Source organism: Aquirufa rosea, from assembly GCF_004118285.1.
Classification (GTDB): domain Bacteria; phylum Bacteroidota; class Bacteroidia; order Cytophagales; family Spirosomataceae; genus Aquirufa; species Aquirufa rosea.
Genome location: NZ_SDHY01000008.1, coordinates 45,067 through 71,499, shown reverse-complemented (window position 1 = coordinate 71,499; position 26,433 = coordinate 45,067). Strand labels below are relative to the sequence as shown.

Below are 26,433 nucleotides of genomic sequence, written 5' to 3'. Positions count from 1 at the left end.
GGCTTTCTTCTTGGTAAATAGCCACGCAAGTTAGGCAAATAGGGCTGGATTATGAAATTCCCCTATCTTTGTTGTCCTATCAAATAATGCATGCGTTTCCGCAGAAAACTCTTTTTTGAAATTGGCTACCTAGTTTGGATGGGACTTTTCCCCTTTATCTCCAGCCTTGCCTTGGGCATTGTAGCTATTTCCAATCCGAGTTTTTTTATCAATTTAGATCTAGGCCAACAGATACTTTTCTGGCTCGCCACTGTTTTTGTAATGGGGCTGGCGCTTTGTCCAACCACTTTTTTGGCATTATTTGTAGGCTATATTTGGGGCTTCCAAGGCATTTGGCCCTTGATTGCAGCTTATAGTTTAGCTTCTATGTTAGGCTTTGGAATTGCAAAACTTTGGAAAGGTCAGGCTATGATTCGTTGGATTAAAAGAACGAAACGTGGGGCCACTTTTTTATCTAATGTTCAGGCGCAATCTTTCTCATGGGTATTTTTAGCTCGATTATCCCCAATATTTCCATTTGCCATTACTAATGCCCTGATGGCCTTTGTGGGAGTAAGCTTTTTGGATTTTTGTTTGGCGGGTATGATCGGGATGTTGCCAAGAACAGCCTTGGCAGTTTGGTCAGGGACTCAAGCCAAGAGTTGGGAATATCTAGTGAATCATCCAGAATCCTTTTCCTGGCAAGATGGAGCAAGTTTGGGACTCTTATTGGTATCGGGTCTGGGGATGTATATTTTGGCCAAAAAACAGGTTTCTTCCTAATTATTGGCTATTGGCTTGAATACCAATATATTCAGATATAAGCTGTAAATTTGTGCATCCTTTAAATCTACTGAAAAAAGGAATCATATTTTAAACGAATTATTTTGACATTTAAAGAATTAGGTCTGGCAGACAGCCTTTTGGCAGGAATAGATTCCATGGGCTATAAGACCGCCACTCCCGTACAATCCCAGGTGATTAAGCCGATTTTGGAGGGGAGAGATATTATTGCCTCTGCGCAAACGGGCACCGGTAAAACCGCAGCATTTTTATTGCCAGTGGTTAACAAATTGATTACTGAGCCACATTCCGAAAATCACATCAATGCACTCATCATTGTCCCTACGCGAGAATTGGCTATTCAGATAGCTGATAATATGGAGGGGCTTGGATATTTTACTAATGTCTCTTGTATAGCAGTCTATGGAGGTGGAGACGGACAGTCCTTTACAACCGAAAAGACAGCCCTAACAAGTGGATGCGATATTGTAGTATGTACACCAGGAAGAATGATTGCCCACTTGAATATGGGTTATGTCAATCTAAAAGAAGTTAAATACTTGATTTTGGATGAGGCTGATCGTATGTTGGACATGGGTTTTCAGGATGATTTAATAAAAATCACCTCTTATTTGAGTCCCAACAGACAAAACTTACTTTTCTCTGCTACCATGCCTCATAAGATGCGAGAGCTAGCCAGAAAATTGCTTAAGAATCCTGTCGAAATTAACATTGCGGTTTCCAAACCCCCAGAGCAAATAGTTCAAGAGGCGTTTGTGGTGTATGAGCAGCAAAAGCTTCCTTTGGTTAAGCACTTATTGCACTTGAAGGATTATAGTCGGGTTATCGTATTTTGTTCTCGAAAGCAACATGTGAAAACCTTAACTTCTGAATTAAAAAGAGCCAAATTTAAGGTAGATGAAATCCATTCTGATTTGGAGCAGGATATTCGGGAGCAAGTCTTGCAAGATTTTAGGAACAAGAAAACGACCATCTTGGTGGCTACCGATATTTTAAGTCGCGGTATAGACATTGATGAAATTGAATTGGTCATCAACTTTGATGTCCCTCACGATGGGGAAGATTATGTTCACCGAATTGGCCGTACGGCTCGTGCAGAAAGTCAAGGGACTGCTTATACCTTGATTAGTCCGACTGAACAAAGAAAATTTGCGAGAATAGAAGAATTATTAGGTCAGGAGGTGAAAAAGTCTCCAATACCTGAAGCCTTGGGCGAAGCGCCCGCCTATGAGCCAGCCTTGCAAAAGGCTAGCCATAAGGGGAGCAAATCCTCGGGTTCTAAAAAAGGAGGTAAAAAGTTTTGGAGGAAAAAGAAGTAGCACCTAAGTACCTACTTCTGAGCCTTGACGCCCGTATTTCCACCTTGAGCTAAGCTAATGTCCACCGGTTTATTGGTTTTCCAACTTCCCCGAGTGAAATCAGGAACGTCCATGGATTTGGATCTATTCTTTACCGATATTTCGCTTAATGGTCCGACGGAGCTCCAAGTTGCCGCATCATATACATCTTGGTCTAATGGAAGACCATTTCTTAGGCAATCAATAAGGCGCCAATCCATCATGAAGTCCATACCACCGTGGCCACCAATTTGCTTGGCTAGCTCGCCAATTTTAGCGACAATCGGAGGGGAATATTTTTTCTCCAATTCCGCCATATCAGCAGCTGAAATCCAATTGTGGTGGTGGTCGGAAACTTTTGGATCGGGATATTTGACAGCCATGCCTTTGGTACCGCTCACCAGGTGAATGCGGGAATAAGGACGAGGGGTAGATACATCATGCTGCACCATCATCGTTTTTCCTTTCACCGTACGAATGGTCGTGGTATTCATATTTCCTCGGAAACTTTTGTTGACAAATTGTTGATAGAAAGGATCTTTGGCAGCTAATTCCACGGCACGTGGGTGCATAGAAAAATCATTGCTGGAAGTAGAAACTAGGTAATCCATTTGGTCGCCTCGATTGATATCCAGCAATTGGCAGATAGGTCCTAGTCCATGAGTAGGGTAAAGATTTCCATTTCTTAGATTTTCTTTTAATCTCCAGCTTTGATAATAGGTGCTTTGGGTAAAATTATGATCTAATAAATCATGCAAATAGGCGCCTTCTGTATGAATAATTTCACCAAAATAGCCTTGGCGAGCCATATTTAAAGTCAACAATTCGAAGAAGTCATAGCAGCAGTTTTCCAGCATCATGCAATGCTTTTTGGTCTTTTCAGAGGTTTCTACCAATTGCCAACATTCCTCTAAAGTAGTGGCAGCGGGAACTTCTACGGCTACATGTTTGCCTTGTTTCATGGCATAAACGGCCATGGGAGTATGTAAATGCCAAGGGGTAGCAATGTAAATTAAATCGATATCCGGACGGTCACACATGGCTTTCCAGGCTTCCTCTTTTTCTGTGTATACTTCGGGCTGAATACCCATTTTAGCTAGTGCCTTTAATCCGGCATCTGCTTTTTCTTTGCGAATATCACAAATGGCGATGGTTTTGACACCGTCAATACGATTGACCCGTGTTATGGCTCCAGAGCCACGGTTACCTAGTCCAATAAAACCAATGCGAACGGTTTCGATTTTGGGGGCAGCATAGCCTGACATATTGAAAACTTGTTTGCCTTTTTCAATGTGCATGCTAGTGGCCAAGTCTTTGATTTCCCATTTGGTAGAACCGCCTAATGCCGCCAGTCCACTTAGTTTTAAGAAATCTCTTCTGTTATTGCTCATGATTAAATAGGTTTAGCTTAAATTATATGGCTTGGGAGTCAATCACTTGAACCTTACCCCACAAATGCTTGTTATCGTCAATGAATTTTTTGTGCAATGGATGGTATAAATATTCTTTCTCCTTTTCTGCATTGGCAAATGTTAAAACCACAGAAAAAGTATAACTTCCTTCCGTAACAGGTTTATCAAATTCGGTCACAATAGGTTTTCCTACATGAGCCGATTGGATCATTGGAAGGGTTCCCAATGCTTTAAGAGCTTTGAATAATTGGGTTTTTTCTGCTTCGTTGTTGGGGTTTTTAGCCCAAAATAATACGTGGTGGATGAAATTCATAGGAGGAGTAGCTGCTGAACCAGTTAATGCCGAACCTGCGGCTAACAGACCAGATTGTTGTAAAAATTCACGACGGTTGTTCATTTGTTTTTTAATTTAAACTTGTATTAAAATTATTCAATTCTACTATGAATTACGCAAAAATCAAAGTAATTGTAACAGGGGTTACCGGCATGGTAGGAGAAGGGGTTATGCACGAATGCTTACTTTCGCCTCATGTGGAGGAGGTTTTGGTGATAAGTCGTCGTCCTACTGGTAAAACGGATCCAAAGTTAAAGGAGATAATTTTGCAGGATTTTTATTCTCCTGCTGCATTAGAGGAAAAGGTACAAGGTTATGATGCTTGTTATTTTTGTTTGGGGGTGACTTCCATTGGGAAAAATGAAGCGGAATATACTCATTTGACCTATGATCTAACTTTGGGATTTGCCAAGGCTATTGAAAAACATAACCCAGATATGACTTTTGTGTATGTTTCTGGAAAAGGCACAGATTCTTCAGAGAAGGGGAGTTTGATGTGGGCTAGGGTGAAGGGCAAGACAGAGAATGATCTAATGAAATTGAATTTTAAAGCGGTATTTGCTTTTAGACCAAGCATGCTTCATCCAACACCAGGTTTGCAACATACATTGTCATTTTACAAATATATCAATTGGATGTATCCGTTTTTAAGGAAGTTTGCCCCTCAAATGGTTTGTACATTGAGGGAATTGGGTCAGTCAATGATTGCCGTTACCTTAAAGGGATATGACAAAAGTGTCATTGAAGTAGCGGATATTGTTCATCTATCTAAAGTTCTACCCAAGTAAAAGCCAATTTTTTCAGTGATTTTGGCTAATTTTATAGGAAATAAACGAAATACAGTGAATAAGAGAGTTGTCCTAATGATATTGGATGGATGGGGAATTGCCACCAATCCTAAAGTTTCGGCTATTGACGCCGCTAATACCCCCTTTATTAATTCTTTATATACTCAATATCCTCATTCTAAATTAGAGGCTTCTGGTTTGGCTGTTGGTTTGCCAGAGGGTCAAATGGGTAATTCGGAAGTGGGTCATATGAATTTAGGAGCTGGGCGAATTGTGTATCAGAATTTGGTACGTATTAACAAAGCCGTTACTGAAAATACCTTAGGTCAAGAGCCAGCATTGGCAAAGGCATTTGAATATGCTAAGAAGGAGGGTAAAGCCGTTCATTTCATGGGATTAGTATCCGATGGCGGTGTGCATGCACATATTGAACATCTTAAATCATTATTGAGTACAGCACAAGCAGCACAATTGGCTCAAGTTTATGTTCATGCCTTCACTGATGGTAGAGATACCGATCCAAAATCAGGTTTGAAGTTTATGACAGACCTGGTTCAGCATTGTGAAAAAACAGGCGCTCAAGTTGCGTCGGTCACAGGACGTTATTATGCCATGGATCGTGATAACCGTTGGGAGCGTGTGGCTTTGGCCTACCATGCTATGGTAAATGCGGAGGGGCATTTGACCCAAGACGTTATTCAGGCCATTAAAGATAGTTATGCCGCGGATGTGACAGACGAGTTTATTAAACCAATCATTGCTACTGATGCACATGGAGCCCCTTTGGCAAAGATTAAAGAAGGAGATGTAGTGATTTGTTTTAATTTCCGTACAGATCGTGGACGTGAGATTACACAAGCTTTGACTCAAAAAGATTTTCATGAGGAAAATATGCATCGTTTGAATTTATATTATTTGACGATGACGGAATACGACAAGGAGTTCAATAATGTGCATGTCATTTTCAACGATTCCAATTTACCTATGACTCTGGGGGAAGTATTGGAAGGAGCAGGTAAAAAACAGATTCGAATTGCGGAAACTGAAAAATATCCACACGTGACATTCTTTTTCTCAGGAGGAAGGGAGACCCCATTTGTAGGTCAAACTAATATTCTGAGAAATTCTCCTAAGGTAGCAACCTATGATTTGCAGCCAGAAATGTCTGCAGCGGAATTGCGTGATGCTTTGATTCCTGAATTAGAAAAAGAGGAAGTGGATTTTGTTTGTTTGAATTTTGCTAATCCAGATATGGTAGGCCATACAGGGGTGTTTTCTGCGGTAGTTAAAGCAGTTGAAACGGTAGATCAGTGCGCTGAGGCGGTGGTGAAAGCAGGATTATCTCATGGATATAGCTTTATCATTATTGCGGATCATGGAAATGCGGATGTTATGATAAATGAGGATGGTTCACCTAACACAGCTCACTCGACGAATTTAGTGCCATGTATTTTGGTAGATGCTCAAGATCATCCAACATTGTCAAACGGAAAATTAGGAGACATTGCCCCTACAATATTAAAATTAATGGGAGTAGAACAACCTAAAGAAATGACAGGAGTTGCTTTATTTTAAAAATCTGTCACATGTATATTTAGTGTTTGAATCATTGGATCGATTGAATTTATGGGAAAAGTTATCATTTTTGGAAATACACAGACAGCCGAGTTAGCTTTATATTATTTGCAGAACGATAGTGAACATGAGGTGGCTGGATTTACGGTAGAATCGCAATATATTCATGAGCCAGAGTTTCATGGTTTTCCATTGGTTCCTTTTGAAACGGTTGAACAACAATTCCCTCCTTTAGAATATTTGTTTTTTGCTCCAATGACAGCTGCGGGCATGAACCAAGTGCGTGCAAGGGTTTATGAGCAAGGTTTAGCTAAGGGATATCAATACATTTCTTATATTAGCTCACATGCTACGGTGTTAACTGATAAAATTGGGGAGAATTGTTTTATACTGGAGGATAATACCATACAGCCTTATGTGCAGATTGGAAACAATTGTGTGCTATGGTCAGGAAATCATATTGGCCATCACAGTCGAATTGGGAATCACGTATTTTTTACTTCTCAAGTAGTTCTTTCTGGCAATTGCCAAGTGAATGATTATTGCTTTTTTGGAGTGAATGCTACTATCCGTGATAGTTCAGTAATTGGAGAAGGAACCTTTGTCAGCATGGGCGCTTCGGTCATGAAACAAAGAACAGAGCCATGGAGTGTGTGGAAGGGAAGTGCGGCAGAGAAATCAACGATTTCAAGTAAAGACCTAAAATTTTAGTTTTTTCCCTAACGCTGCCAAGGTTCAAAACTTTAACAGCGTTGTGAAAACGATTCTGGTTTCAAAGATATTGTTCAATTTGTTGATATTGAATTTACAATAGTGTATAAAAAAAGCTCCCTGATGATGGGAGCTTTTTTGTTAGGGTTCCAAGGGTTTATTTTCCTCATCCACGATGACAAAAATATCCTCATTGGGTCGTTTCATTAGATACTTTTCTCTAGCGTATTTTTCCAACAAAGCTGGATTTCCAACCACCATACGGCGTTCTTTTTCCAGTTCTTTTAATTTTTGTTGGTAAAAGGCTTTTTCATTTTTCATTACCCTAAGTTCGTTCCAAAGCCGATATTGTACTCGAAGGTCATTCGTGTCTAAAAAGAACATCCAAACCAACATAATGCAGGTTGAGATTACGAAGAAGCGATATTTCCCAAGAAAAAGCCCTTTTACTCGATCCATGATTCTAGAATTTCAAACCTGGGAAATAAGCATTAGCACCTAATTCCTCTTCAATACGAAGCAATTGGTTGTACTTAGCCATACGATCAGAACGAGAAGCAGAACCAGTTTTGATTTGACCTGTATTTAAAGCTACAGCTAAATCAGCGATGGTGGCATCTTCTGTTTCTCCAGAACGGTGCGACATGATGTTTTTGTATGAATTGCGTTTTGCTAAGTTAACCGTATCGATGGTTTCAGTCAATGAACCAATTTGGTTAACTTTAACCAACACTGCATTGGCTACTCCTTTTTCAATACCTTCTTGTAAACGCTTCACGTTGGTTACGAATAAATCATCACCTACTAATTGACATTTCGAACCGATCAATTTAGTTTGCTCAGCCCAGCCTGCCCAATCATCTTCGGCCATGCCATCTTCAATAGAAATGATAGGGTATTTGTTTACCCAAGTCTGCCAATAAGCAGCCATTTCCATGTTATTTAATTGCTTACCATCTGATTTTTTGAAAGTATACAATCCTGTTTTCTCATCAAAAAACTCAGAAGAAGCAGCATCCATAGCGATGAAAATTTCCTCACCTGGCTTGTAACCAGCTTTTTCGATAGATTGTAATACAATTTCAATGGCTTCTTCATTGGATTTGATGTTAGGAGCAAACCCCCCTTCATCACCTACGTTAGTAGAATATCCTTTACTTTTCAATACGCCTTTCAAAGCATGAAAAACCTCTGTTCCCATACGTAAAGCATGTGAGAAACTTTCGGCTTTTGCTGGCATTACCATAAACTCTTGGAAATCAATGCTGTTATCTGCATGCGAACCCCCGTTTAGGATATTCATCATGGGTACAGGTAATGTATTGGCATTAACGCCGCCGATGTAACGGTATAAAGAAAGTCCGGCTTCTTGAGCGGCTGCTTTCGCTACTGCCATAGAAACACCTAAAATAGCATTAGCTCCTAATTTACCTTTATTATGCGTTCCGTCTAATTCGATCATTAAACGGTCAATCATGTTCTGCTCAGAAACTTCCAAACCCCATAATTCTTCTGCGATAGTTGTGTTTACGTTTTCTACGGCCTTTAAAACTCCTTTTCCTACATAAACAGATTTGTCATTGTCGCGTAATTCCACCGCTTCGTGGATACCCGTTGAAGCTCCAGAAGGAACCGCTGCACGACCGAAAGCACCATCTTCTGTTTTGATGTCTACTTCGATTGTGGGATTTCCACGTGAATCTAAAATTTGTCTTGCGTGAACGTACTGTATTGCACTCATCGTATAATTATTATTGTGAATAAATGGATTACGTAGTAATTGATTAAATTGCTTTGCAAAATAACGTATTTTTTGGACAAAATCACTGATTTACCGAAAAGCAGCTGTCTAAATGGCTGATAATTAATCAAATAATAATGAAAGCTAAAATTGTTTTTTACTCATTTTTGATTTTTTCTCTTTTTTTCTCCTTTCAAACTATAGCTCAATCTGTGGAAGTTGAAGTTTTTGAGAAAAAAATTCAAGAGAACCCTAATGCCATATTATTGGATGTAAGAACTTCTGGGGAATTTGGTGGAGGCCATTTGCCTAAGGCCACGAATATAGATTTTCGGTCAGCAGATTTTGCGGAGCAAATAAGAAAATTACCTAAAGAAAAGCCTGTATTAATTTACTGCCTTTCTGGGGGTCGTTCGGCTCAAGCGGCTGAATTGATGAGAAAAGAAGGATTTCAAGTAACAGAATTAAAGGGGGGCTATTTAAAATGGACTACCAAGCTAAAACCTTTGGAAGGTGTTCCTGCTGTTGCGCATGATAAAGCTTGGGATATGGCAGATTTCACCAAGAAAGTTCAAGGTCAAAAGGCGGTTGTTGTTGATTTTTATGCCAAATGGTGTGCTCCCTGCCTAAAGATGATGCCTATTGTCGACAAATTAAGTCAAGAATATACAGGTAAAGTAACTGTTTTAAAGGTTGAGGCTGATGGCAATCAAGCTATTTTGCAATCTTTTGGTATAGATGAAATCCCGAGTTTTTTGGTTTTTCAAGGGGGAAAACTTTTGCAAAAAACTTCGGGATTTCGTGAAGAGGCTCAATTAAAAGAGCTGTTTGATCAATCTATTGGGACCACTCGGTAGGTTGTCTTTCCCATCGATGCTGTTTAAGCTCATTTACTAGGCTTTCCTCTAATCCTTTTCCGTCTGAGGTAGCAATATTGCTTTTCACATGTTTAATTTTTCTCATACCTGGTATAATTGTACCTACATTGGGATTTGATAAAATGAAACGTAAAGCCATTTCAGGCATATCCATATTAGCAGGTACCAATGGTTTCAAGGCATTGGCATGATCAACGCTTGAAATTAAATTTTCAGGTACAAAATAGGTGGAGCGCCAATCATTGGCAGGGAAGGTGGTATTGTAGTCTAATAGTCCCGTTAAGCTACCTTCATCTAAGGGAACACGAGCAATGATTCCAATGTCCAATTTTTCACAAAGAGGGAACAATTGGTCTTCTGGATTCTGGTCAAAAATATTATAAATCACTTGTACGGAAGAAAACAAGTTTGTTTCTAAGGAGCGGAGGCAATTATTGGGTTCCCAACGGTTAACGGAAATCCCCCAATGTTTTACTTTGCCAGCTTGAGTAAGTTTCTGTACGGCCTCTTTCCAATCATCATTTTCAACCCAATGATCTTCCCACACATGAAATTGTTGTAGGTCAATTTGTTCTACTCCCAAGTTTTTTAAGCTTTTTTCTGTGTATTCAATGATATGATCCGCAGGGAAGCAATCTTTTAATTCAAAGTGAGATTTGGAAGGCCAAGTAAAATTTTTCGGCGGAATTTTAGTGGCAGCATACAAAGTCTTGTCAGCATGCTTTTTTAATAGAGACCCTAAGATTTGTTCAGATAGGCCTTCTCCATATCCCCATGCTGTATCAAAGAAATTGCAACCTAACTCTACCGATAAATCTAGGGCTTTTTGAACCTCATTCTCATCAGATCCAGTCCAGCCAGCTAAGCCCCACATTCCGTAGCCTATTTCACTTATTTGCCAATTAGTTTTACCAAAACGTCTGTATTCCATGTTAAATTTTTTCTTAAAGGTAATAAATTTCCATTGGGACTTTAACCTTTAAATAGGTATTTGGGCTTATTTACTGATACATATAACTTAAGCTTTAGCGCATAAATCTTGACATTTGTGTTGTAACATAAATAATTTAACGCCAAAAATTATGAATAAAAACGCCATTTAAGGTCTAAAAAAGCGTTAATAACACAAATAACGTGAATTAGGGCTTTTTTTTTGAGAACATTCTCTAGCTTTACATCATCAAAGTATTCCTTGTGTTAGCTAATCTACTTTAGATTTATGAAAAACTTGAAACCTATTTCCTCTGAAGAAAAACTATTAATCAATCTCGGTACCTTCAAAGTCTGTCCTGCTAGTATCTTGTTCATTCGTGGTGAAGGGAATTATTCCAAGATTTTTTTAAAGGACGGTCGCAAAGTGCTTTCTTGTCGCACCTTGAAATTTTTTGAAATTTTATTGCAGGATTATGGCTTTATTCGGCCTTCCAAATCCGCATTGGTAAATCCAGATGGGATATCATCAGTCGATTTGAAATATGATAAAGTAATTAAGTTGACGAATGATGTGAATATCTCTATATCTCGTCGGCAGGTAAGACCATTGCGTGAGTTTCTCAATAGTCAGGAACTAGTAGGTTTATCCTAAGGCTTAAACTTTTTGGAGTTGTTGTCTAATTGGAAGATGTTGAATTTCTCTCACTAGCCATTTCAGTTTGGTTTTTATTAGCATTTCTCTTCCTTTTCAGTTAAGGAGACTAAGCCTGAATTTCTTAGCTTTTGTTATTACCAATTATTTTCTTGGGTATTTTTATAAATAGCTCCTTTATTTAAAACTAATTCCTTAATTCATTTCATTTATTTCTGCGAATAGTTAAATTCGCAATCATCTATTTTATCAAAATAATACAATGGAAAGAAGAATATTTTTAAAAGGCCTCGCCTTAGGAGTTTCAGGTTTATATGCGCACTCCAGCTTAGCATCCAACCCATATATTGGACCATTGGGTGTTCAATTGTACACAGTTCGTGATGCAGTTTCTAAAGACTTAGAAGGCTCCTTAGAGAAATTGGTAACTTTGGGATATAAAAACCTAGAGATATATGGTTATAATGGGACTTTTTTTGGAAAAACAGCTCATGAATTTAAAGGCATTTTAGACCGAGTTGGTTTAAAAGTGGTTAGTTCACATCACACCTCTGGTATTGCTATCAAATCAAAAGGAACTTTAGCTGACGGATGGCAAAAGGCTGTTGAAGATTTACACCATGTAGGCGCTGAGTTTATGGTTTGCGCCTTTTTATTCCCTAATGAGCGCAGTAATGAGCAGTATAAGGCTTTACCTAGTTTATTGAATAGTTCTGGTGAAACCACAAAAAAGGCAGGAATTCAATTTGCATATCATAACCATGATTTTGAATTTGTTAAGTCGGGAGATTTTATTCCCTATGATTTCATTTTACAAAATACTTCTGTCGACCTGGTAAAAATGGAAGCAGATTTATATTGGTTTGGTCGTGCAGGGGTAGATCCTGTAGCCTATTTTGATAAACACCCAGGTAGATTCCCATTATGGCATGTAAAAGACATGGAGGCTGGCACTAAGGTTTTTACTGAGGTAGGAAATGGAACGATTGATTTTGATCGGATTTTTGCTGCCAGAAAAGCAGCAGGATTGAAATACTGGTTCGTAGAGCAAGATGTCAGCAAACGTGATCCTTTTGAAAGCTTGAAGATCAGTCGGGATTATTTGGCTAAAAAGAATTTCTAGTTTTCTTTGTTATCCATATAAGGCTTCCAAAAACTAGGGTTGTATCTTTCCCAGGCATGGCAACCAAAAGGTAATTTTCCCCCATTAATTTGGAGGCTGATTTTTGGGTTTTGCTCAAATGCAAAGGCCAACGCTTCTTTCCAGCTAGGTAATTTGAGTAAAAATCTCAGTGGAAAGGCCCGTTTATGGTAGACAGAAAAAAGTGAATCTTCATTGGCTGGCCAAGTGCCAAATAGCCTATGGTACCAATTCAAAAATCTAATAATGGGGGCAACTTTTCGTAGGGAAAGACCCCCATTCATCATAATAGGGTCAAGTACAGGCCATTGGATGGTATTTTCATTTTCCCAATGTTTCTTCTTTAATTTGGGTGCACCAATATAATCATAGCCTTTTTGGCACCATTCTTTTAATTCATCCCTAAAAACATAAGCGTCTAATTGATAGATCAATATAAATTCATGGGAGGTAAATTGTTCATAGAATGTTGGATCTATCAATAGGTGATTGTATGACTGTGTGCTTGTAAAAAATTGGGCTGGAAAATAATTACGTTGTGCAGTTGGGAAGTGTTCTTCAATATAAGTCGCCTTCAATCCTTCAGGAAGCACAAAATGAATGGGATAGTTCCCAAGCACTTTTTTGCATTGGAGCAAGGATTTCTGTTCCAGTTCTGAAAGACTTTCTTTGTAAATTGGGATGACAATTCCCACTAATGTTTGCATGTTATTCAAGGATATCGCCTATAACGGGATGCCACCATTTGCCTCCATCATGTAATTTATAACCTCCAGTCAAAACTCCTTTCAAAACAGGCCAAATTCTTAACAAACGGTTATTAGCTAGCCCTGCACGCATTTGATAATGGGCGGCTCGGTGAGCCACTTTGTTCAGCGCCTCTTCTGGGGTATTGTTCTGACTTTTTAAGTAATGAAATAGGGCTGTGGCGTCAGATGCTTTTTTCTCTATTTGAATTAATTTAGCATTTCGAGGACGTTTAATGCGGTCCAAAAGAGACACAGCTTTTTTCTCGCTTTTAAGGCCAACCTGTTGGCTAGCATGTTCTCTATATTGAATTAGCGCTTCCTTAACAAATGCAATCCGATTAGTCATAGATAAATACAAGGCAATCCATCCATCATGAATTAATTCAGGAATAATATGTGGCGTGGGGAATACTTCGTGCTTAATTCTCGAACGAATGGCTAAAGTTGCCCCTGTTACCACATAGCCTTTTAACAAAATGTCGAAGGAATGTCCTGCCTTCCAAAAGTCTTGCAAGGGCTCAATAAATTCAATTTGTTCAAAACTAGTTTTTCCAGTGGGCTTACCTGATTGGTCAATCATGATGGCATTGGAAAAAACCGCATCAATGTCTGGGTACTGCTCAAAGTATCGAACCAGCGTTTCCACTTTGTGAGGCATCCAAAGATCATCTTGGTCACAAAAGAAGATAATATCACCTTGACAGACTTGAACACACATTTCAAAGTTTTTGCTACTACCAACATTCTTTTCATTTTGATGAATACGAACGCTGAACGGCACTTTTCCCTTGAATTCTTCTAAAATAGCTAGACTTTTGTCTCCAGATCCATCATCAAAAACTACAAGTTCATGAATGGCTTGAGTTTGAGAAGCAATACTTTCCAGTTGAAGGGGAAGGTATTTTTCACCGTTATATGTACAAAGTGCAACTGAAATCTGGGGCATTCAAAAATAAAAATATAATTTAGGTAATATACGTTTACATCGGTACGTAAACTACTTTTTTCGTTTCAAAAAATTCTTCATGAAAAATTTCACCTAGCTCAAAAATTTTGTGCTTTTTACCAAATTCGGCTAATTCATCCTGTAAATCGCCCCCTTTTAAGTAAAGAATTCCATTTCTTTGTGTGTGAAAGTGGTTGGGGCTAATTTTATTTTTTACCCAATAATAAAAGGGGCTCAATCGGGTAACGGCCCTGCTTACCACAAATTCAAAGTCTTGGTCCAGATCCTCAGCACGGCTATGCAGGGCGGTGACATTTTCTAGGCCTAGGGCAGAAGCGATCCCTTCTACTACCTTAATTTTTTTACCTATACTATCTACCAAGGTAAAGGAACATTGAGGAAACAAAATAGCCAAAGGAATACCCGGGAAGCCACCTCCTGTGCCAACATCTAGGATTTCTGTACCTGGTCTAAAGTTGATAATTTTTGCAATGCCCAGTGAGTGAAGAACATGATGCAACATTAAGTTGTCAATGTCCTTTCTAGATATCACATTGATTTTCTCATTCCATTCTTGATACAAAGGATAGAGCTTTTCAAACTGCTCTAATTGTTTAGAGCTTATTTCAGGAAAGTAATGTTGAATAATCTGGGCTTTCATTTCTTTTTCAAATACAAAGATAGGCAAATGCCTTCTTTAAAAGAATGTTTCTATATTGGATATAGCCAGATTTACTTGAAGTATATTATTTAATTCGACATTATTTTTAGCGACGTTGTTAAAGCGGAATACGCTTTGTTGCATATAGCCCATTTCCACGGTCAGATGTTGGTTGATTCGGTAACCTAAACCAATCAAGACACGGTTTTGATCGAAAATATTCAAGTTGGGGACGTTCTCGCCCATATTGATCATCAGTTCATTGTATGCCTGTAAATACCAGGTTTTGTCTTCCATCTTTTCTTTACCCAAAGGCATGCTTCCTTTGATTTGATAGCGGAATCTTTTTTTAAATAAGCTATTAGAGAAATCACCTCCATAGAGGAAGCTTTTACTGTCTATTGGTTCGTTTGCCCCTAACCAACGAAATTCATAGCGCAATCGATGATCTATCCGTAGGCGGTTCAGTTGTTGGCTCAAAATGACTTGAGGAGAAACCCTTAATTCAGGAAAGAAGGCGGCCACTTCCCCGTTGACAAATCGATTAGTTCCTATCCATCCCAATGGCATCAGTGAAAAACGAACCAAGGGGCTCATTTGATAATGGATGTACGGCCTAAATATATGTTGATTTAGATTATGGTAAGGATTGCCGGTCGTGGTAGCGGGATTATAATCTCCTTGCTGATCTTGTCTACGATGTTGGTTTTCCAATTGCCAACTAAACTTTCCCGCAATTTTTCCAGAAATATTGAGATCGGTCCATCCATTTGCGATGTGGTAATATTGCCGAGGGGATTGAGCAAGGATTTCTAGACAACACAAAAATACTACTGGTAGAGCCAGTAGACGTAAATATTTCATGGATTATATTGGTATAAAAAAGGGAAGCCATCGGCTTCCCTCAAAATTAATACCTTTATCCCGTAATCCAACGGAAAAATACGAATAAGCCAGCTGCGAGTACGATGGTCACAGGTAGGGTAAGTACCCAAGCCATGACGATATTTTTGACCGTTCCCCCTTGTAAGTTCTTGATTCCTTTAGAGGCAACCATGGTACCAGCAATTCCTGAGCTAAGTACATGGGTTGTACTTACAGGCCATTTATAGGCAGTGGCTAAGCCAATGGTTAATGAGGCAATAAGTTCGGCAGAAGCTCCTTGTGCATAGGTTAAATGATGTTTGCCAATCTTTTCACCAATGGTTACAACGATACGCTTCCATCCAACCATAGTCCCTAATCCTAGGGATAAGGCAACCATCCACATCACCCAATTGGGAGCAAAGTCAGTGACTGCGGCAATACCTGTACCTGAAGTGGCACCCAAGGCGAAAAATGGAGCTTTATCTCCAGCTGTAGCTTTTTTAAATGTTTTTTTGTCGGCTTCCGATAAGGCTACCGATTCACTTTCTAACAATTTTTTAGCGTGCTTATTGATATTTAAGGCAGCCTTTCTGATTTCGAACTTTTGTTTTGTCGTTAGATTACTGGTTTGGATGTTTTTTGTTAAAAGTAGTTCGTGCAATGCTTTGGAAGACTTTATGACAGTGCTGTAGCTTTCTTGTTCTTTGACAGATAAGGAACTTGTGTCAATTTTGGCGGTAATGATTTCTACTTGATTTAAATCTTTTTGTAGGCGGTGAAGGTCTAAGGTAGAATTGATGGCAAAATAACCAGGCAAAAAAGCAATTAGGATTACCATAACCAAACCAATACCTTTTTGTCCGTCATTTCTTCCGTGGAAGAAGGAAACTAATGTACAAGTAGTGATAAGGATTGCTCTAATCCAAAGTGGTGGAGGAGAGTTTTTCTTAGGTTCTTTAAAAATATCTTTATTTTTGATAGTCTTTTTTAAGATGTACATCAATACGATAGCTAATGCAAAACCAAATAGAGGAGATAATAAAAGAGCTTGACCAATTTCCGAAGCTTTGTCCCAATTGACTGCATTCACGCCGGTTTGATTTTCGGGTAATATGGCGTGTCCTACACCAATACCAATGATAGATCCAATCAAGGTATGTGAGCTAGAGGCGGGAATTCCAAAATACCAAGTACCTAAGTTCCATAAAATTGCAGAGAAGAGTAAAGAAAGCGCCATGGCCATGGAATGATACACATTGGTATCGATGAGCAGTTCGGTGGGTAATAGTCCGATGATACTCATGGTGACCCCTACTCCACCTGTTAATAGGCCCACGAAATTCATGAAGCCAGACCAAACTACAGCTTGAGTTGGTTTTAATGAATGGGTATAGATAACTGTTGCTACGGCATTGGCAGTGTCGTGAAATCCATTGACGAACTCAAACGCACAAGCTGCGAAAAGGCAGAAAAACAGCAGGAAAAATAAGGTAGGATCTAACCCAAACATACGATATAATTTTTAGAATATTGGTGCAAATATGCTCGCAAAATTAGGTCATGCAATATACGTGAATATTAAGGAATTATTAAATTCTTTATTTCTTCTTTCTTCTTGCCTTTTTGGCCTCTGAAAGCAGTTTTTTAGCCTCCGTATATTGGCTGGTTTTTTTATCTGCCTTATCCATGACCTCTTTGCAGTGGTCAACTGCTGCATCATAATCTCCTTCTTGGAAGGAAATCCGTGCTAAACCTAGCACAGATGCCCAATAATATCCTGATTCTAATGATCCTGTCTGAACAGAGAAATCCATGCATTTTTTGAAATAGATTTTAGCCTCAGCAGGATTTCTAAAGATGTATAATTGATAGTATCCTAAAATATAACTGGCATATCGACCAGATACGCCTTCATAGCCCACTTGATGCTTGTCGATTTTGTCTAAAATGCTTTTGGAGATTTGCATGGCCTCATCCAGTTTGCCAAGCATGAAGGCAGCCCTTGCATGATATCGCTCAAAAAATGGATTTTCCGGAAAATTTTGATGTGTGTATTTGGCTAATTCATAGCTTTTTTCCGTCATGTTTTCCATGGCATAAATTTGCAGTAGAAAATAACGGGCTTCTGTACGGGTATAAAATGCTTGATAGCTTACTTTTTCTAATTGTTCAATGCCTTGTTGCTTGTTGGCCTTCGGGAACAACCATAAAACGGGTCTTAGTAATTTGAAATTTTGTTTGATGAAGTGGTAGTAGTAATTGTATAGGCCATCGCCAAACATTAATTCGGGGCTAAAATCTGCGAATTCGCGTGAATATTCTAGGTATTTTAATGCACTTTTGGCGGCAAGTGTGGCTCTGGCCCAATGTTTTCTTTCAGCATGTAATCTACCTTTAAAACCATAGGCGGCAGCCATAAAAAAGGCCGCCTCGGGATTTTCGGTATCATCCCAAATTTTCTCAGCTTTGGATATACTGCGATCCATGTATTCAATCAATCGCTCGTCATACACCTCATTTTGTGTATTTGGAACGATTTTCCACCATTGCACGAGTCCCAACAGGAAGTCGGGAAGTGGATGGTCTGGATGTTTAACTTTAAGGTAGTTGAATTCCCTTTCAGCTTCTGGGAATTGGAAGTTGTACATTTGATTGATGGCATTAGTCGCTTCAATCTGCACTTCGGATGTAAGTAAAAGCATTCCTTTGGAACGCTCTTTTTCTGCCTCTTCGGTTTTCTTCCACCATTGTCCTACGCTGAGGAATGAAAGTGAAAGAAAACTTAGAAGTAGCAGGTAAAATCTAAGACGATATCTCGATCTCATCTCCATTATGGTTCAAAAACTTAAAGTCAGTAATACCTAGAGAAGAATCCTCCGTAATGTGAATCCAGGACTTAAACGTCATGAACCATTTCATTCGTATAGAAGGAAAACCTTTAGTAAAGTAAGCACTTAAGAAAGGATGAACCAATAAGGTGAGTTTTTTCTCATTTTGCTTGGTCAGCAAATGTTCCACATGCTGGGCAATGATATCTGAAACCGCAATGCTGGCCGTGATGGTTCCAGTACCACCACAACTTGGACAAGTTTCATGGGTGGCCACATTCATTTCAGGGCGTACACGCTGACGGGTGATTTGCATCAAACCGAACTTCGTCAGAGGCAATATGGTGTATTTGGAGCGGTCCGTTTTCATTTCATCACGCATGATGTCTTGAATCAATTTCCGGTTTTCCGCCTTTTTCATGTCGATAAAATCGATCACGATGATTCCTCCCATATCTCTCAAACGCAATTGGCGAGCAATCTCCTTGGCTGCTTCACGGTTTACACTGAGTGCAGTAGCTTCTTGATCTTCCTCGGAATTTGACTTATTACCTGAGTTGACATCAATTACGTGCAATGCTTCCGTATGTTCAATGATCAAATAACCACCCGCGGGTAATGAAACAGATCTACCAAAAAGCATTTTTAGTTGCTTTTCGATACCTACTTGTTCGAACAATTTAGTTTTACCCGTGTGTAATTTGACAATCTTTTCCTTTTCAGGGGCTACTTGGTGTACATAGCCTTTGGCCTCATTGTACAAATCTTGATTATCAACAATTACATTATCAAAATCATTGTTCAATAAGTCGCGAAGCATGGAAGTGGCACGACTCATCTCTCCGATGACCCGGTCTCTCGGTTTGGCATCCACTAATTTGGCCATACCTTCCTCCCACTTCGAAATGGAATCACGCAAGTCGCGTTCCATTTCCTCCACCGCTTTACCTTCTGCCACTGTTCGGACGATGACCCCAAAGTTTTTGGGTTTGATGGATGACATCAATTTCATCAATCGATTTCTTTCTGCTTTGGAGGTGATTTTCTTAGAAATATTGACACCGTTTGCAAAAGGAACCAGAACTAGAAAACGCCCGGCGATGGAAATATCACAAGATAGACGAGGGCCTTTGGTGGAAATGGGTTCTTTAACTACCTGAACCAAGATGGGCTGATTGCGGGTTAAAACCTTGTCGATTTTACCCAATTTATCAATTTCTTCTTCTATTTTGAAGTTCTCCAACTTGATGTTTTTACCCTTTTTATTCATGACATCTCGAGAGAATTTCTGCAGAGAGTTCAAGTTAGGGCCTAGGTCATGGTAATGCAGAAAGGCATCTTTTTCATAACCTATATCAATGAAGGCAGCATTAAGTCCAGAAACTAATTTTTTGACGGTCCCCAGATAGATATCACCTACGGTGAATTGAGGTTCCGACTGTTCAATATGGTATTCAACGATCCTTTTGTCTTGCAAAAGGGCTATTCTATCCCCTTTGGGGGTAGAATTGATAATTAATTCATTACTCACAATATATTACGAGAAGAATGTTAGATGGGACAGACTTATCCCTATGCTAATATATATAACAAACACCAAAAACAGGCCATTTATAATGGTCTGTTTTTGGGTTAACCAATTACGTCCAAACAAGGAGGTAATTATACTAACTATTTCTTCTTGTGACGATTCTTACGAAGACGTTTCTTTCTTTTGTGTGTAGAGATCTTATGACGTTTTCTTTTCTTTCCGCAAGGCATACCTTTTAGCGTTTAAATTTTGAATAATGTAGGAAGTTGATTTTCAACCTCAATGTTTTTGCATTTCTGCGAGCAACTCTTGGGCAGCTTTGGTTTCTTCAGGATCTTTACTTTTTTCAAGAACCATACGAAGAACCTTCTTTGCCTCGTCTAATTTATCTAACTGGGCTAAACAAAAACCGAGGTTTAATGCGGCTTTATAATTGTTTGGTTCCAGCTTCAATATCTGGGTGAATCGTTCTTGACCTTTGCCAAATTGATTCGATTTAATGGATAAAATCCCAAGATTGAAAAGTGCTGGCACGAAGGTCGGCTCTTGTTCAATCACTTCTCTCAGTAAGGTGATACCTTTCATCGGGGTAGGCGTATCCACGTAAGTCATCGCTAAATTCGTTTTCACCAATAGGTTGGACGGATCTTTTGATAAAACTTGTTCAAAATACACTCGCGCTTTCTCTCCCATGGCTTTACCCTTAGTCGGGTTTAGTGCATAAGTTTGGGCCTCAAAATACAATTGGCCAGCACGAAGGAGGTTATTCAAAACCGGATGCTTATCAGCGAATTGTCCTGCATAGTAAGCAGCACTATCGTAATGATTAGCTCCCACAAATGTGTTAATCATTTTGTCTAACACATTGGATTGAGAAACTTCCGTTTTGGCTTGACTAAATTCAGATTTCAGTTTGGCAATGGTCGCTTGCTGAGCTTTAGTCAGCGGGGCGGCATGCATTTCCTCTGATTTAGAAGAGCCTTCTTCTTTATGTTCATCCTGATGGTCGTCACTTTTCGCATCTCGATTAGCTCCACCAGCAGGTGCATTACTCGTTGTATTACTCACATTTCCCTTGGGTAATTGAAATATGAGGGCTGTTAACCCTAGGCCAATAACAAGAACAATCACGTAGGATTTCTTCATTTTTCTAGACCTGAGGTATTATACCTTATTTAGCAGGGTCAGTGCTCGTTTTAACTTGTTCGATAAACACTTTGGCAGGCTTAAAGCTTGGTACATAATGCTCGTCAATCGTAATTGCTGTGTTTTTAGAAATATTTCTAGCAATTTTTTTAGCTCTCTTTTTGTTGATAAAGCTTCCAAAGCCACGAACATAAATATTCTCTTGTTTGGATAAATTATCTTTTACTACTTCGAAGAACTTTTCTAACGTTTCAGAAACATCTTTTTTGTCAATCCCTGTTTTGCTGGATATTTCAGCAATTACATCTGCCTTGGTCACGGTAATTAATGCTTTAAATTATCAATTTTGTTTTAATTGCTTTCCCTCTCTTTAAAAGGGACACAAAAGTAATGTTTTTCTTCTAGATAAGAAATGCTTGACAACGAATTAATTGATTTTTTTAACAAATACCTGTGAAATAGCCTCCGCCTTTCTTTGTATCTTTGGCTCAAATCATGCAATCAACTCACGACCATCCTTTCACTTCAGGCCTTATAAGCTGGTATCGGCAACATGCAAGGGAATTACCTTGGCGACATACCCAGGATCCCTATGCCATTTGGTTGTCAGAGATAATTCTTCAGCAAACGCGAGTGGCACAAGGGCTACCTTATTATCGCAAGTTATTGGAGGTATTTCCTACAGTAAAGGACTTAGCGAAGTCAGATGAATCAGTCTTATTTCGACATTGGCAAGGATTGGGTTATTATTCTAGAGCAAGAAACCTTCACAAGGCAGCAAAAATTATCGTGAATCAATTTGGTGGGAAATTTCCTACCACATACGATGAATGGATCAAACTTCCCGGGGTGGGACCATATACTGCTGCTGCCATTGCTTCATTTGCCTTTGGGGAGGTTAAGCCCGTGGTAGATGGGAATGTGTTTCGGATATTAGCGCGTTATTTTGGGATTAGAACTGATATTCTGCATAATAGTGCCAGAAAAGAATTTACTTCGCTGGCGCAAGAATTAATTCCAAAGGATCAAGCTGCGGAATTCAATCAGGCTATCATGGATTTCGGATCTATCCAATGTAGTCCGGCTCCCAATTGTTCATCTTGTCCACTGAGTACGGCTTGTTATGCATTTCAAAACAAACAAGTTAACCAGCTACCGGTAAAACAAAAGAAAACTAAACAGCGGGATCGGTATTTTAATTATTTCATTTTCGAGCAGGGCAATAAACTATTGGTTAGAGAGAGAAAGGCAAAGGATATTTGGTCGGGTTTATGGGAATTTTATTTAATAGAATCAGATCAAAAGGAGGACTTGTCTGATTTATTAGAAAAGAACGGTTTCTTGGCGACTTATCTTCAAGGGGCCTTAGTTCAGCCAATGATATCTCCTAAAGTTCATATTCTCAGTCATCAAAAGATCCATTGCCAAGCTTGGTATATCCAAGTTCCTGATAATCTTGAATTTAGCAAAATTGCCCCTTATCAATGGATACAGCCTGAGGACTTTGAAAAGTTGGGAAAATCTGTCTTGCTTTTGAATCTGATAACTGATAATTTGCATCTAGGGATTTTTAATGATTCAGTGCCGAGATAATTTTGTTTAGGCAAAGGGTTTGCCGAGAATCACTTAAAACAAAAAACAATGGCAGGAGTAAACAAAGTTATTTTATTGGGCAATTTGGGGGGAGACCCAGAAGTTAGAGCCCTACCTAGCGGAATGAAGGTGGCTAATATAAACATAGCTACTTCCGAATCTTACCCAGGTAAGGATGGACAGCGAGTGGAACAGACGGAATGGCACCGGGTGGAATTATGGGACAATTTGGCCAATATCGCAGAGCAATATTTGCGTAAGGGGAATCAAGTGTATATCGAAGGCAAGATTCGTTCTGAAGAATGGCAAGATAAAAATGGGGCTACCGTTCGTGGTTATCGAATTCGTGCTACTGCCATCAATCTGATTGGAGGAAGAAATGAGGGTTCCAATTCTAGCGCCGCTCAGCCAAGACCTCGTCCGGAGGCATTACCTACTTCCAATAATAGCGCAGCACCCACTACTCCAGGTTTCGCCAATGATGCTGATTCAGAAGAGGATGATCTCCCGTTTTAATATTCAAGACCTAAGGGGGTAGTATACAAAAGCTATTCCCTTTTTTATAAATTTGTGTAAATTTTTTTGACCCTATGGAGGCCGACCCCATTTCGAATATCTTATTGATTGCTTTTGAGCCAAATATAAGTGCGCCCTCCATCTTTTTTATCAGTCTAATTTTATTGGTATTGATTTTGCTTTCAGCCCTGCTTTCAGGTTCTGAGGTCGCATTTTTTTCCTTGAATGCGGAGCAGCGAATTGCGTTGAAAGAAAGTGTGCTTAAAAGGGAAAAAACGTTGAGTAAGCTCTTGGGTCAACCACAGCTATTATTGGCTACCTTATTAATTTCCATCAATTTTGTCAATATCATCTTTATTACCTTGGCTAATTACCTCACTCAATTATTGATTGGGGAAGAATCAGTTAATTCGTTGGTAATCACCTTGTTTCTATTATTTGGGGTTACTTTTATCATCGCCTTTTTTGGGGAGTTGATACCTAAAGTATGGGCTCAACAAAACAACCTGATTTTTGCTAGGTACACAGCACCTCTGATTGATTTTTTTACCTTGGTTTTTAAACCATTATCAAAAGTCCTTCTAGGAATTTCAAATTTGATAGAAAATCGGATTGAAAAGAAGTCTTACACTTTGACTACCCACGAACTGAATCAAGCCTTGGAGATTACAACCGACGAAAATACCACGGAGCGGGAAAAGGATATATTACGGGGTATTTTGAATTTTGGTAATACATCGGTGAAGGGAGTTATGAAGGCTAGAAGGGATATTGTGGCTTTCGATACCGAAATGGATTTCCATGAATTGATGGATAAGATTAATAAAAATGGGTATTCGCGAGTACCTGTTTTTTCAGAAACTATTGATAAAATAGAAGGCATTCTTTACATCAAAGATTTATTGGAGCATATCGATCATGATGAAAATTTCAATTGGGTTTCTTTATTGCATCAACCATTTTTTGTTCCAGAGAATAAGAAAATTGATGATCTATTATATGACTTCCAAGAGAAACGAGTTCACATGGCCATAGTGGTCAATGAATATGGGGAGACTGAAGGCCTAGTGACTATGGAAGATATAATCGAGGAAATTGTAGGGGATATCAATGATGAGTTTGATGAGGAAGAATTGGATTACAAACAATTGGATGAGTCTACCTATATATTTGAGGCAAAAATTTCATTGAACGACTTTTGTAGGGTTTTTGATGTAGATATTTCTATTTTTGAAAAAGTGAAGGGGGAAAGTGAAACCCTAGCAGGTTTATGTATTGAACTTTTCTCGCGTATTCCTCATGCTGGAGAGGAGGTCGTTTGTGAACCATTTGTATTTAAAATTCAATCGGTAGATACGCGCCGAATCAAAAAAATAAAAGTTAGCTTACACACCACTCCGCCTAGCCCAGAAACAAATGAAAATATCGTTTAGACCCTATCAGCATTTTCTGTATTTACTAGCCTTAAGTTTTTTACTGACGGCATGTCCGGGTCCAGCCCCCACTCCGAATCCAGCTACAACAGAATCCAATTATGAGGATGGGTTAGATCGGGGGATCATCGAAAATCCAGAATTGGATGAAGCTTCTGGGATAGTAGCGAGTAAAAAAAATGATGGGTTTTTATGGGCTCATAATGATTCGGGCGACAGTAATAGACTTTTTCTCATTGACACCTTTGGGAAAGGGATGAAGCAGTTTGTCATCCAAGGCGCAGAAAATCGAGATTGGGAAGATATTGCTTTGGTTTCAGATAGCAATGGTAGTGCCGTAGTATACATAGCTGATTTTGGAGATAATTTAGGCAATCTGGATTCCTATGCCATCTATTGGTTTAATGAGCCCAATGTTTCATCCATCAATAATGCCACCATTACGGGTGTTCAGAAGTTAACCTTTACCCTTCCGGATGGTTCTAGGGATATGGAATGTCTATTGGTGGATCAAAAGACAAGAGATGTTTATATTGTTTCTAAGAGAGAAACTAGAAAACGATTGTATAAAATTGCTGCAGGTAGTTTTACCAACCAAGCCATAGTCAAGGCGGAATTTGTTCAAGAATTGAATTTTTCAGTACCCTTTTCAACGGTTGATAAAATCGTAACAGCCTATTATATTACCGCTGGTGATGTTTCTCCGGACAATACGGAAATTTTGATAAAGAATTATATTGAATGTTATTATTGGAAGCGTGGTGTCAATGAAACCATTCCTCAAGCATTGGCAAGAACCCCCAAATTAGTACCCTATGTAGGTAATCCTACAGAATACCAAGGGGAAGCTATTGCATTCGCTGCAGATGGGGGAGGTTATTATACCCTTTCAGAAAAAGGTCCAAGTCCCGTTCGTCTTTATTTTTACAAGCGCAAGTGAAATTAGCTCACTGGTTTCGACTGGGAATTCTCGCATTGATAGTTTGGGCTTGCCAGTCGCTGTACATCATTGATGCCCAAATGGCTAAAACCAATTTTTCTGCCACGGTAGATGAAGGGGTTTTAGAAAATATTGAAATCGATGAGGCTTCGGGTATGGTAGCGAGTCGACTGAACCCCGAGTTGTTCTGGGTGGTGAATGATTCCCAAGATTTAAATCGTATTTTCTTGATTGACAGATATGGAATTGGTAAAGTAGAATTCCTATTGCAAGGAGCACAGAATCGAGATTGGGAGGATTTAGCCTATTGGTATAAGAGTCCCCAAGAATCCTATGTATATGTAGCGGATATTGGTGATAATAGGCAAGAATATGGATCTTATTTTATCTATCGATTTAAGGAATTTGACATAAGCTCTACGGATATGGTGACTAGAATTATCAAACAGGTGGAGAAAGTGGAAATTGTTTTACCAGATGGTTCCAAGGACATGGAGTGCATGTTGGTAGACCAGCTTAATGGGGATATTTATTTAATCAGTAAGCGGGATGATAAAAAAAGATTGTATAGAATTAAAAATGAGCAGTTTAAGAGCAAAAGTCCTGTTGAGGCAGAGTTTGTTCGCAAGCTGAATTTTTCACAGCCCAGTTCTGAATTAGCTGTTTTGAAGCAACTATATAATATTACAGCTGGTGACGTTGCCTCCAATAATCAAGAAATCATCATCCGAAACTATTTGGAAGTGTATTACTGGAAAAAGGGTAAGCACGAAAGTATAGCTGAGACTTTAAAGCGCCCACCCAAAATCGTACCTAGTAAATTAGAACCCCAGGGTGAGGCCATTGCTTTTTCCTATATCTCTGATGGATTTTACACCATTTCTGAAGTGGCCTCTTCGCCCGGGCCAGTACACATGTATTTTACGCCTAAAAAATAG

Annotated in this window: 27 protein-coding genes; 13 read left to right on the top strand and 14 right to left on the bottom strand. The window is 39.1% G+C overall.

All coding sequences use genetic code 11. The features are described from left to right. Positions 1–90: 90 nt before the first annotated feature. Positions 91–762: a TVP38/TMEM64 family protein gene (locus ESB04_RS11730; protein WP_129027937.1), complete on the top strand. Its 672-nt coding sequence runs from the start codon at positions 91–93 to the stop codon at positions 760–762. A 104-nt stretch (positions 763–866) separates the two neighbouring features. Continuing rightward, positions 867–2,102 (top strand): DEAD/DEAH box helicase, encoded by a 1,236-nt coding sequence (locus ESB04_RS11725; protein ID WP_164969654.1) that lies wholly within the window; start codon positions 867–869, stop codon positions 2,100–2,102. An 11-nt stretch (positions 2,103–2,113) separates the two neighbouring features. On the opposite strand, the gene ESB04_RS11720 is transcribed toward ESB04_RS11725, so the two are convergent. Continuing rightward, positions 2,114–3,511, bottom strand: coding sequence for a Gfo/Idh/MocA family protein (locus tag ESB04_RS11720; RefSeq protein ID WP_129027936.1), 1,398 nt, complete (start codon positions 3,509–3,511; stop codon positions 2,114–2,116). Between the two features lie 22 nt (positions 3,512–3,533). Continuing rightward, complete coding sequence (locus ESB04_RS11715) at positions 3,534–3,929, bottom strand: Dabb family protein (RefSeq protein ID WP_129027935.1); 396 nt, start codon at positions 3,927–3,929, stop codon at positions 3,534–3,536. A gap of 44 nt (positions 3,930–3,973) precedes the next feature. Between ESB04_RS11715 and ESB04_RS11710 the strand changes: the two genes are divergently transcribed. The 3 genes from ESB04_RS11710 to ESB04_RS11700 are packed head-to-tail and all read left to right on the top strand — an operon-like array spanning position 3,974 to position 6,940. Further along, positions 3,974–4,654: an NAD-dependent epimerase/dehydratase family protein gene (locus ESB04_RS11710; RefSeq protein ID WP_129027934.1), complete on the top strand. Its 681-nt coding sequence runs from the start codon at positions 3,974–3,976 to the stop codon at positions 4,652–4,654. A gap of 54 nt (positions 4,655–4,708) precedes the next feature. Then, a complete protein-coding gene (gene gpmI, locus ESB04_RS11705; RefSeq protein WP_129027933.1) occupies positions 4,709–6,229 on the top strand; it encodes a 2,3-bisphosphoglycerate-independent phosphoglycerate mutase in 1,521 nt (506 codons plus the stop codon). 51 nt (positions 6,230–6,280) lie between these two features. Continuing rightward, positions 6,281–6,940, top strand: a complete 660-nt coding sequence (locus tag ESB04_RS11700; RefSeq protein ID WP_129027932.1) for an acetyltransferase — start codon at positions 6,281–6,283, stop codon at positions 6,938–6,940. 141 nt (positions 6,941–7,081) lie between these two features. On the opposite strand, the gene ESB04_RS11695 is transcribed toward ESB04_RS11700, so the two are convergent. Continuing rightward, positions 7,082–7,399: an FtsB family cell division protein gene (locus ESB04_RS11695; RefSeq protein ID WP_129027931.1), complete on the bottom strand. Its 318-nt coding sequence runs from the start codon at positions 7,397–7,399 to the stop codon at positions 7,082–7,084. 4 nt (positions 7,400–7,403) lie between these two features. Continuing rightward, complete coding sequence (gene eno / locus ESB04_RS11690; protein WP_129027930.1) at positions 7,404–8,681, bottom strand: phosphopyruvate hydratase; 1,278 nt, start codon at positions 8,679–8,681, stop codon at positions 7,404–7,406. 137 nt (positions 8,682–8,818) lie between these two features. Here eno and ESB04_RS11685 point away from each other — a divergent pair, with 137 nt between their 5' ends. Then, positions 8,819–9,538 carry a thioredoxin domain-containing protein gene (locus tag ESB04_RS11685; protein ID WP_129027929.1) on the top strand — a complete coding sequence of 240 codons (720 nt, stop codon included), beginning with the start codon at positions 8,819–8,821 and terminating at the stop codon, positions 9,536–9,538. Here ESB04_RS11685 and ESB04_RS11680 read toward each other — a convergent pair. Further along, positions 9,519–10,490, bottom strand: a complete 972-nt coding sequence (locus ESB04_RS11680; protein ID WP_129027928.1) for an aldo/keto reductase — start codon at positions 10,488–10,490, stop codon at positions 9,519–9,521. The two genes, ESB04_RS11685 and ESB04_RS11680, sit on opposite strands and share 20 nt — an antisense overlap. 288 nt (positions 10,491–10,778) lie before the next feature. On the opposite strand from ESB04_RS11680, the gene ESB04_RS11675 reads away from it, so the two are divergent. Both ESB04_RS11675 and ESB04_RS11670 read left to right on the top strand, forming a co-directional pair. Then, entirely contained in the window at positions 10,779–11,144 is a 366-nt protein-coding gene (locus tag ESB04_RS11675; RefSeq protein WP_129027927.1) for a LytR/AlgR family response regulator transcription factor, read from the top strand. Between the two features lie 262 nt (positions 11,145–11,406). After that, entirely contained in the window at positions 11,407–12,267 is an 861-nt protein-coding gene (locus ESB04_RS11670) for a sugar phosphate isomerase/epimerase family protein (protein WP_129027926.1), read from the top strand. On the opposite strand, the gene ESB04_RS11665 is transcribed toward ESB04_RS11670, so the two are convergent. From ESB04_RS11665 to ESB04_RS11625, 9 genes are all read right to left on the bottom strand, one after another. Then, entirely contained in the window at positions 12,264–12,992 is a 729-nt protein-coding gene (locus tag ESB04_RS11665; protein ID WP_129027925.1) for a DUF5672 family protein, read from the bottom strand. The genes ESB04_RS11670 and ESB04_RS11665 overlap by 4 nt on opposite strands. A 1-nt stretch (position 12,993) precedes the next feature. Further along, positions 12,994–13,980, bottom strand: coding sequence for a glycosyltransferase (locus tag ESB04_RS11660; RefSeq protein WP_129027924.1), 987 nt, complete (start codon positions 13,978–13,980; stop codon positions 12,994–12,996). Between the two features lie 34 nt (positions 13,981–14,014). Further along, positions 14,015–14,641 carry a 16S rRNA (guanine(527)-N(7))-methyltransferase RsmG gene (gene rsmG, locus ESB04_RS11655; protein WP_129027974.1) on the bottom strand — a complete coding sequence of 209 codons (627 nt, stop codon included), beginning with the start codon at positions 14,639–14,641 and terminating at the stop codon, positions 14,015–14,017. A 36-nt stretch (positions 14,642–14,677) separates the two neighbouring features. Then, positions 14,678–15,505 (bottom strand): DUF2490 domain-containing protein, encoded by an 828-nt coding sequence (locus ESB04_RS11650; RefSeq protein ID WP_129027923.1) that lies wholly within the window; start codon positions 15,503–15,505, stop codon positions 14,678–14,680. 55 nt (positions 15,506–15,560) lie between these two features. After that, complete coding sequence (locus ESB04_RS11645; protein WP_129027922.1) at positions 15,561–17,018, bottom strand: inorganic phosphate transporter; 1,458 nt, start codon at positions 17,016–17,018, stop codon at positions 15,561–15,563. A gap of 88 nt (positions 17,019–17,106) precedes the next feature. Beyond that, entirely contained in the window at positions 17,107–18,333 is a 1,227-nt protein-coding gene (locus tag ESB04_RS11640) for a tetratricopeptide repeat protein (RefSeq protein ID WP_235832237.1), read from the bottom strand. Then, complete coding sequence (locus tag ESB04_RS11635) at positions 18,311–19,867, bottom strand: Rne/Rng family ribonuclease (RefSeq protein WP_129027921.1); 1,557 nt, start codon at positions 19,865–19,867, stop codon at positions 18,311–18,313. Before ESB04_RS11635 ends, ESB04_RS11640 begins: the two co-directional genes overlap by 23 nt. Positions 19,868–20,146: 279 nt before the next feature. Further along, a complete protein-coding gene (locus tag ESB04_RS11630; RefSeq protein WP_129027920.1) occupies positions 20,147–21,013 on the bottom strand; it encodes a tetratricopeptide repeat protein in 867 nt (288 codons plus the stop codon). Positions 21,014–21,038: 25 nt separating this feature from the next. Then, positions 21,039–21,332 (bottom strand): HU family DNA-binding protein, encoded by a 294-nt coding sequence (locus ESB04_RS11625; RefSeq protein WP_109321911.1) that lies wholly within the window; start codon positions 21,330–21,332, stop codon positions 21,039–21,041. Between the two features lie 176 nt (positions 21,333–21,508). Between ESB04_RS11625 and mutY the strand changes: the two genes are divergently transcribed. From mutY to ESB04_RS11600, 5 genes are all read left to right on the top strand, one after another. Then, entirely contained in the window at positions 21,509–22,606 is a 1,098-nt protein-coding gene (gene mutY / locus ESB04_RS11620) for an A/G-specific adenine glycosylase (protein WP_129027919.1), read from the top strand. A gap of 48 nt (positions 22,607–22,654) precedes the next feature. Continuing rightward, positions 22,655–23,122 carry a single-stranded DNA-binding protein gene (locus tag ESB04_RS11615; protein WP_129027918.1) on the top strand — a complete coding sequence of 156 codons (468 nt, stop codon included), beginning with the start codon at positions 22,655–22,657 and terminating at the stop codon, positions 23,120–23,122. A 74-nt stretch (positions 23,123–23,196) separates the two neighbouring features. After that, positions 23,197–24,555, top strand: coding sequence for a gliding motility-associated protein GldE (gldE, locus tag ESB04_RS11610; protein ID WP_129027917.1), 1,359 nt, complete (start codon positions 23,197–23,199; stop codon positions 24,553–24,555). Continuing rightward, entirely contained in the window at positions 24,539–25,495 is a 957-nt protein-coding gene (locus ESB04_RS11605; protein ID WP_129027916.1) for a hypothetical protein, read from the top strand. Before gldE ends, ESB04_RS11605 begins: the two co-directional genes overlap by 17 nt. Then, entirely contained in the window at positions 25,492–26,433 is a 942-nt protein-coding gene (locus ESB04_RS11600) for a hypothetical protein (RefSeq protein ID WP_129027915.1), read from the top strand. Before ESB04_RS11605 ends, ESB04_RS11600 begins: the two co-directional genes overlap by 4 nt.

Excerpts from the sequence above, each read along its gene's own strand:
- ESB04_RS11730 (WP_129027937.1), top strand. The coding sequence starts at position 91 with ATGCGTTTCCGCAGAAAACTCTTTTTTGAAATTGGCTACCTAGTTTGG.
- ESB04_RS11720 (WP_129027936.1), bottom strand. The coding sequence starts at position 3,511 with ATGAGCAATAACAGAAGAGATTTCTTAAAACTAAGTGGACTGGCGGCA.
- ESB04_RS11715 (WP_129027935.1), bottom strand. The coding sequence starts at position 3,929 with ATGAACAACCGTCGTGAATTTTTACAACAATCTGGTCTGTTAGCCGCA.
- ESB04_RS11710 (WP_129027934.1), top strand. The coding sequence starts at position 3,974 with ATGAATTACGCAAAAATCAAAGTAATTGTAACAGGGGTTACCGGCATG.
- ESB04_RS11700 (WP_129027932.1), top strand. The coding sequence starts at position 6,281 with ATGGGAAAAGTTATCATTTTTGGAAATACACAGACAGCCGAGTTAGCT.
- ESB04_RS11695 (WP_129027931.1), bottom strand. The coding sequence starts at position 7,399 with ATGGATCGAGTAAAAGGGCTTTTTCTTGGGAAATATCGCTTCTTCGTA.
- eno (WP_129027930.1), bottom strand. The coding sequence starts at position 8,681 with ATGAGTGCAATACAGTACGTTCACGCAAGACAAATTTTAGATTCACGT.
- ESB04_RS11685 (WP_129027929.1), top strand. The coding sequence starts at position 8,819 with ATGAAAGCTAAAATTGTTTTTTACTCATTTTTGATTTTTTCTCTTTTT.
- ESB04_RS11680 (WP_129027928.1), bottom strand. The coding sequence starts at position 10,490 with ATGGAATACAGACGTTTTGGTAAAACTAATTGGCAAATAAGTGAAATA.
- ESB04_RS11675 (WP_129027927.1), top strand. The coding sequence starts at position 10,779 with ATGAAAAACTTGAAACCTATTTCCTCTGAAGAAAAACTATTAATCAAT.
- ESB04_RS11670 (WP_129027926.1), top strand. The coding sequence starts at position 11,407 with ATGGAAAGAAGAATATTTTTAAAAGGCCTCGCCTTAGGAGTTTCAGGT.
- ESB04_RS11665 (WP_129027925.1), bottom strand. The coding sequence starts at position 12,992 with ATGCAAACATTAGTGGGAATTGTCATCCCAATTTACAAAGAAAGTCTT.
- ESB04_RS11660 (WP_129027924.1), bottom strand. The coding sequence starts at position 13,980 with ATGCCCCAGATTTCAGTTGCACTTTGTACATATAACGGTGAAAAATAC.
- rsmG (WP_129027974.1), bottom strand. The coding sequence starts at position 14,641 with ATGAAAGCCCAGATTATTCAACATTACTTTCCTGAAATAAGCTCTAAA.
- ESB04_RS11650 (WP_129027923.1), bottom strand. The coding sequence starts at position 15,505 with ATGAAATATTTACGTCTACTGGCTCTACCAGTAGTATTTTTGTGTTGT.
- ESB04_RS11645 (WP_129027922.1), bottom strand. The coding sequence starts at position 17,018 with ATGTTTGGGTTAGATCCTACCTTATTTTTCCTGCTGTTTTTCTGCCTT.
- ESB04_RS11640 (WP_235832237.1), bottom strand. The coding sequence starts at position 18,333 with ATGAGATCGAGATATCGTCTTAGATTTTACCTGCTACTTCTAAGTTTT.
- ESB04_RS11630 (WP_129027920.1), bottom strand. The coding sequence starts at position 21,013 with ATGAAGAAATCCTACGTGATTGTTCTTGTTATTGGCCTAGGGTTAACA.
- mutY (WP_129027919.1), top strand. The coding sequence starts at position 21,509 with ATGCAATCAACTCACGACCATCCTTTCACTTCAGGCCTTATAAGCTGG.
- ESB04_RS11615 (WP_129027918.1), top strand. The coding sequence starts at position 22,655 with ATGGCAGGAGTAAACAAAGTTATTTTATTGGGCAATTTGGGGGGAGAC.
- gldE (WP_129027917.1), top strand. The coding sequence starts at position 23,197 with ATGGAGGCCGACCCCATTTCGAATATCTTATTGATTGCTTTTGAGCCA.
- ESB04_RS11605 (WP_129027916.1), top strand. The coding sequence starts at position 24,539 with ATGAAAATATCGTTTAGACCCTATCAGCATTTTCTGTATTTACTAGCC.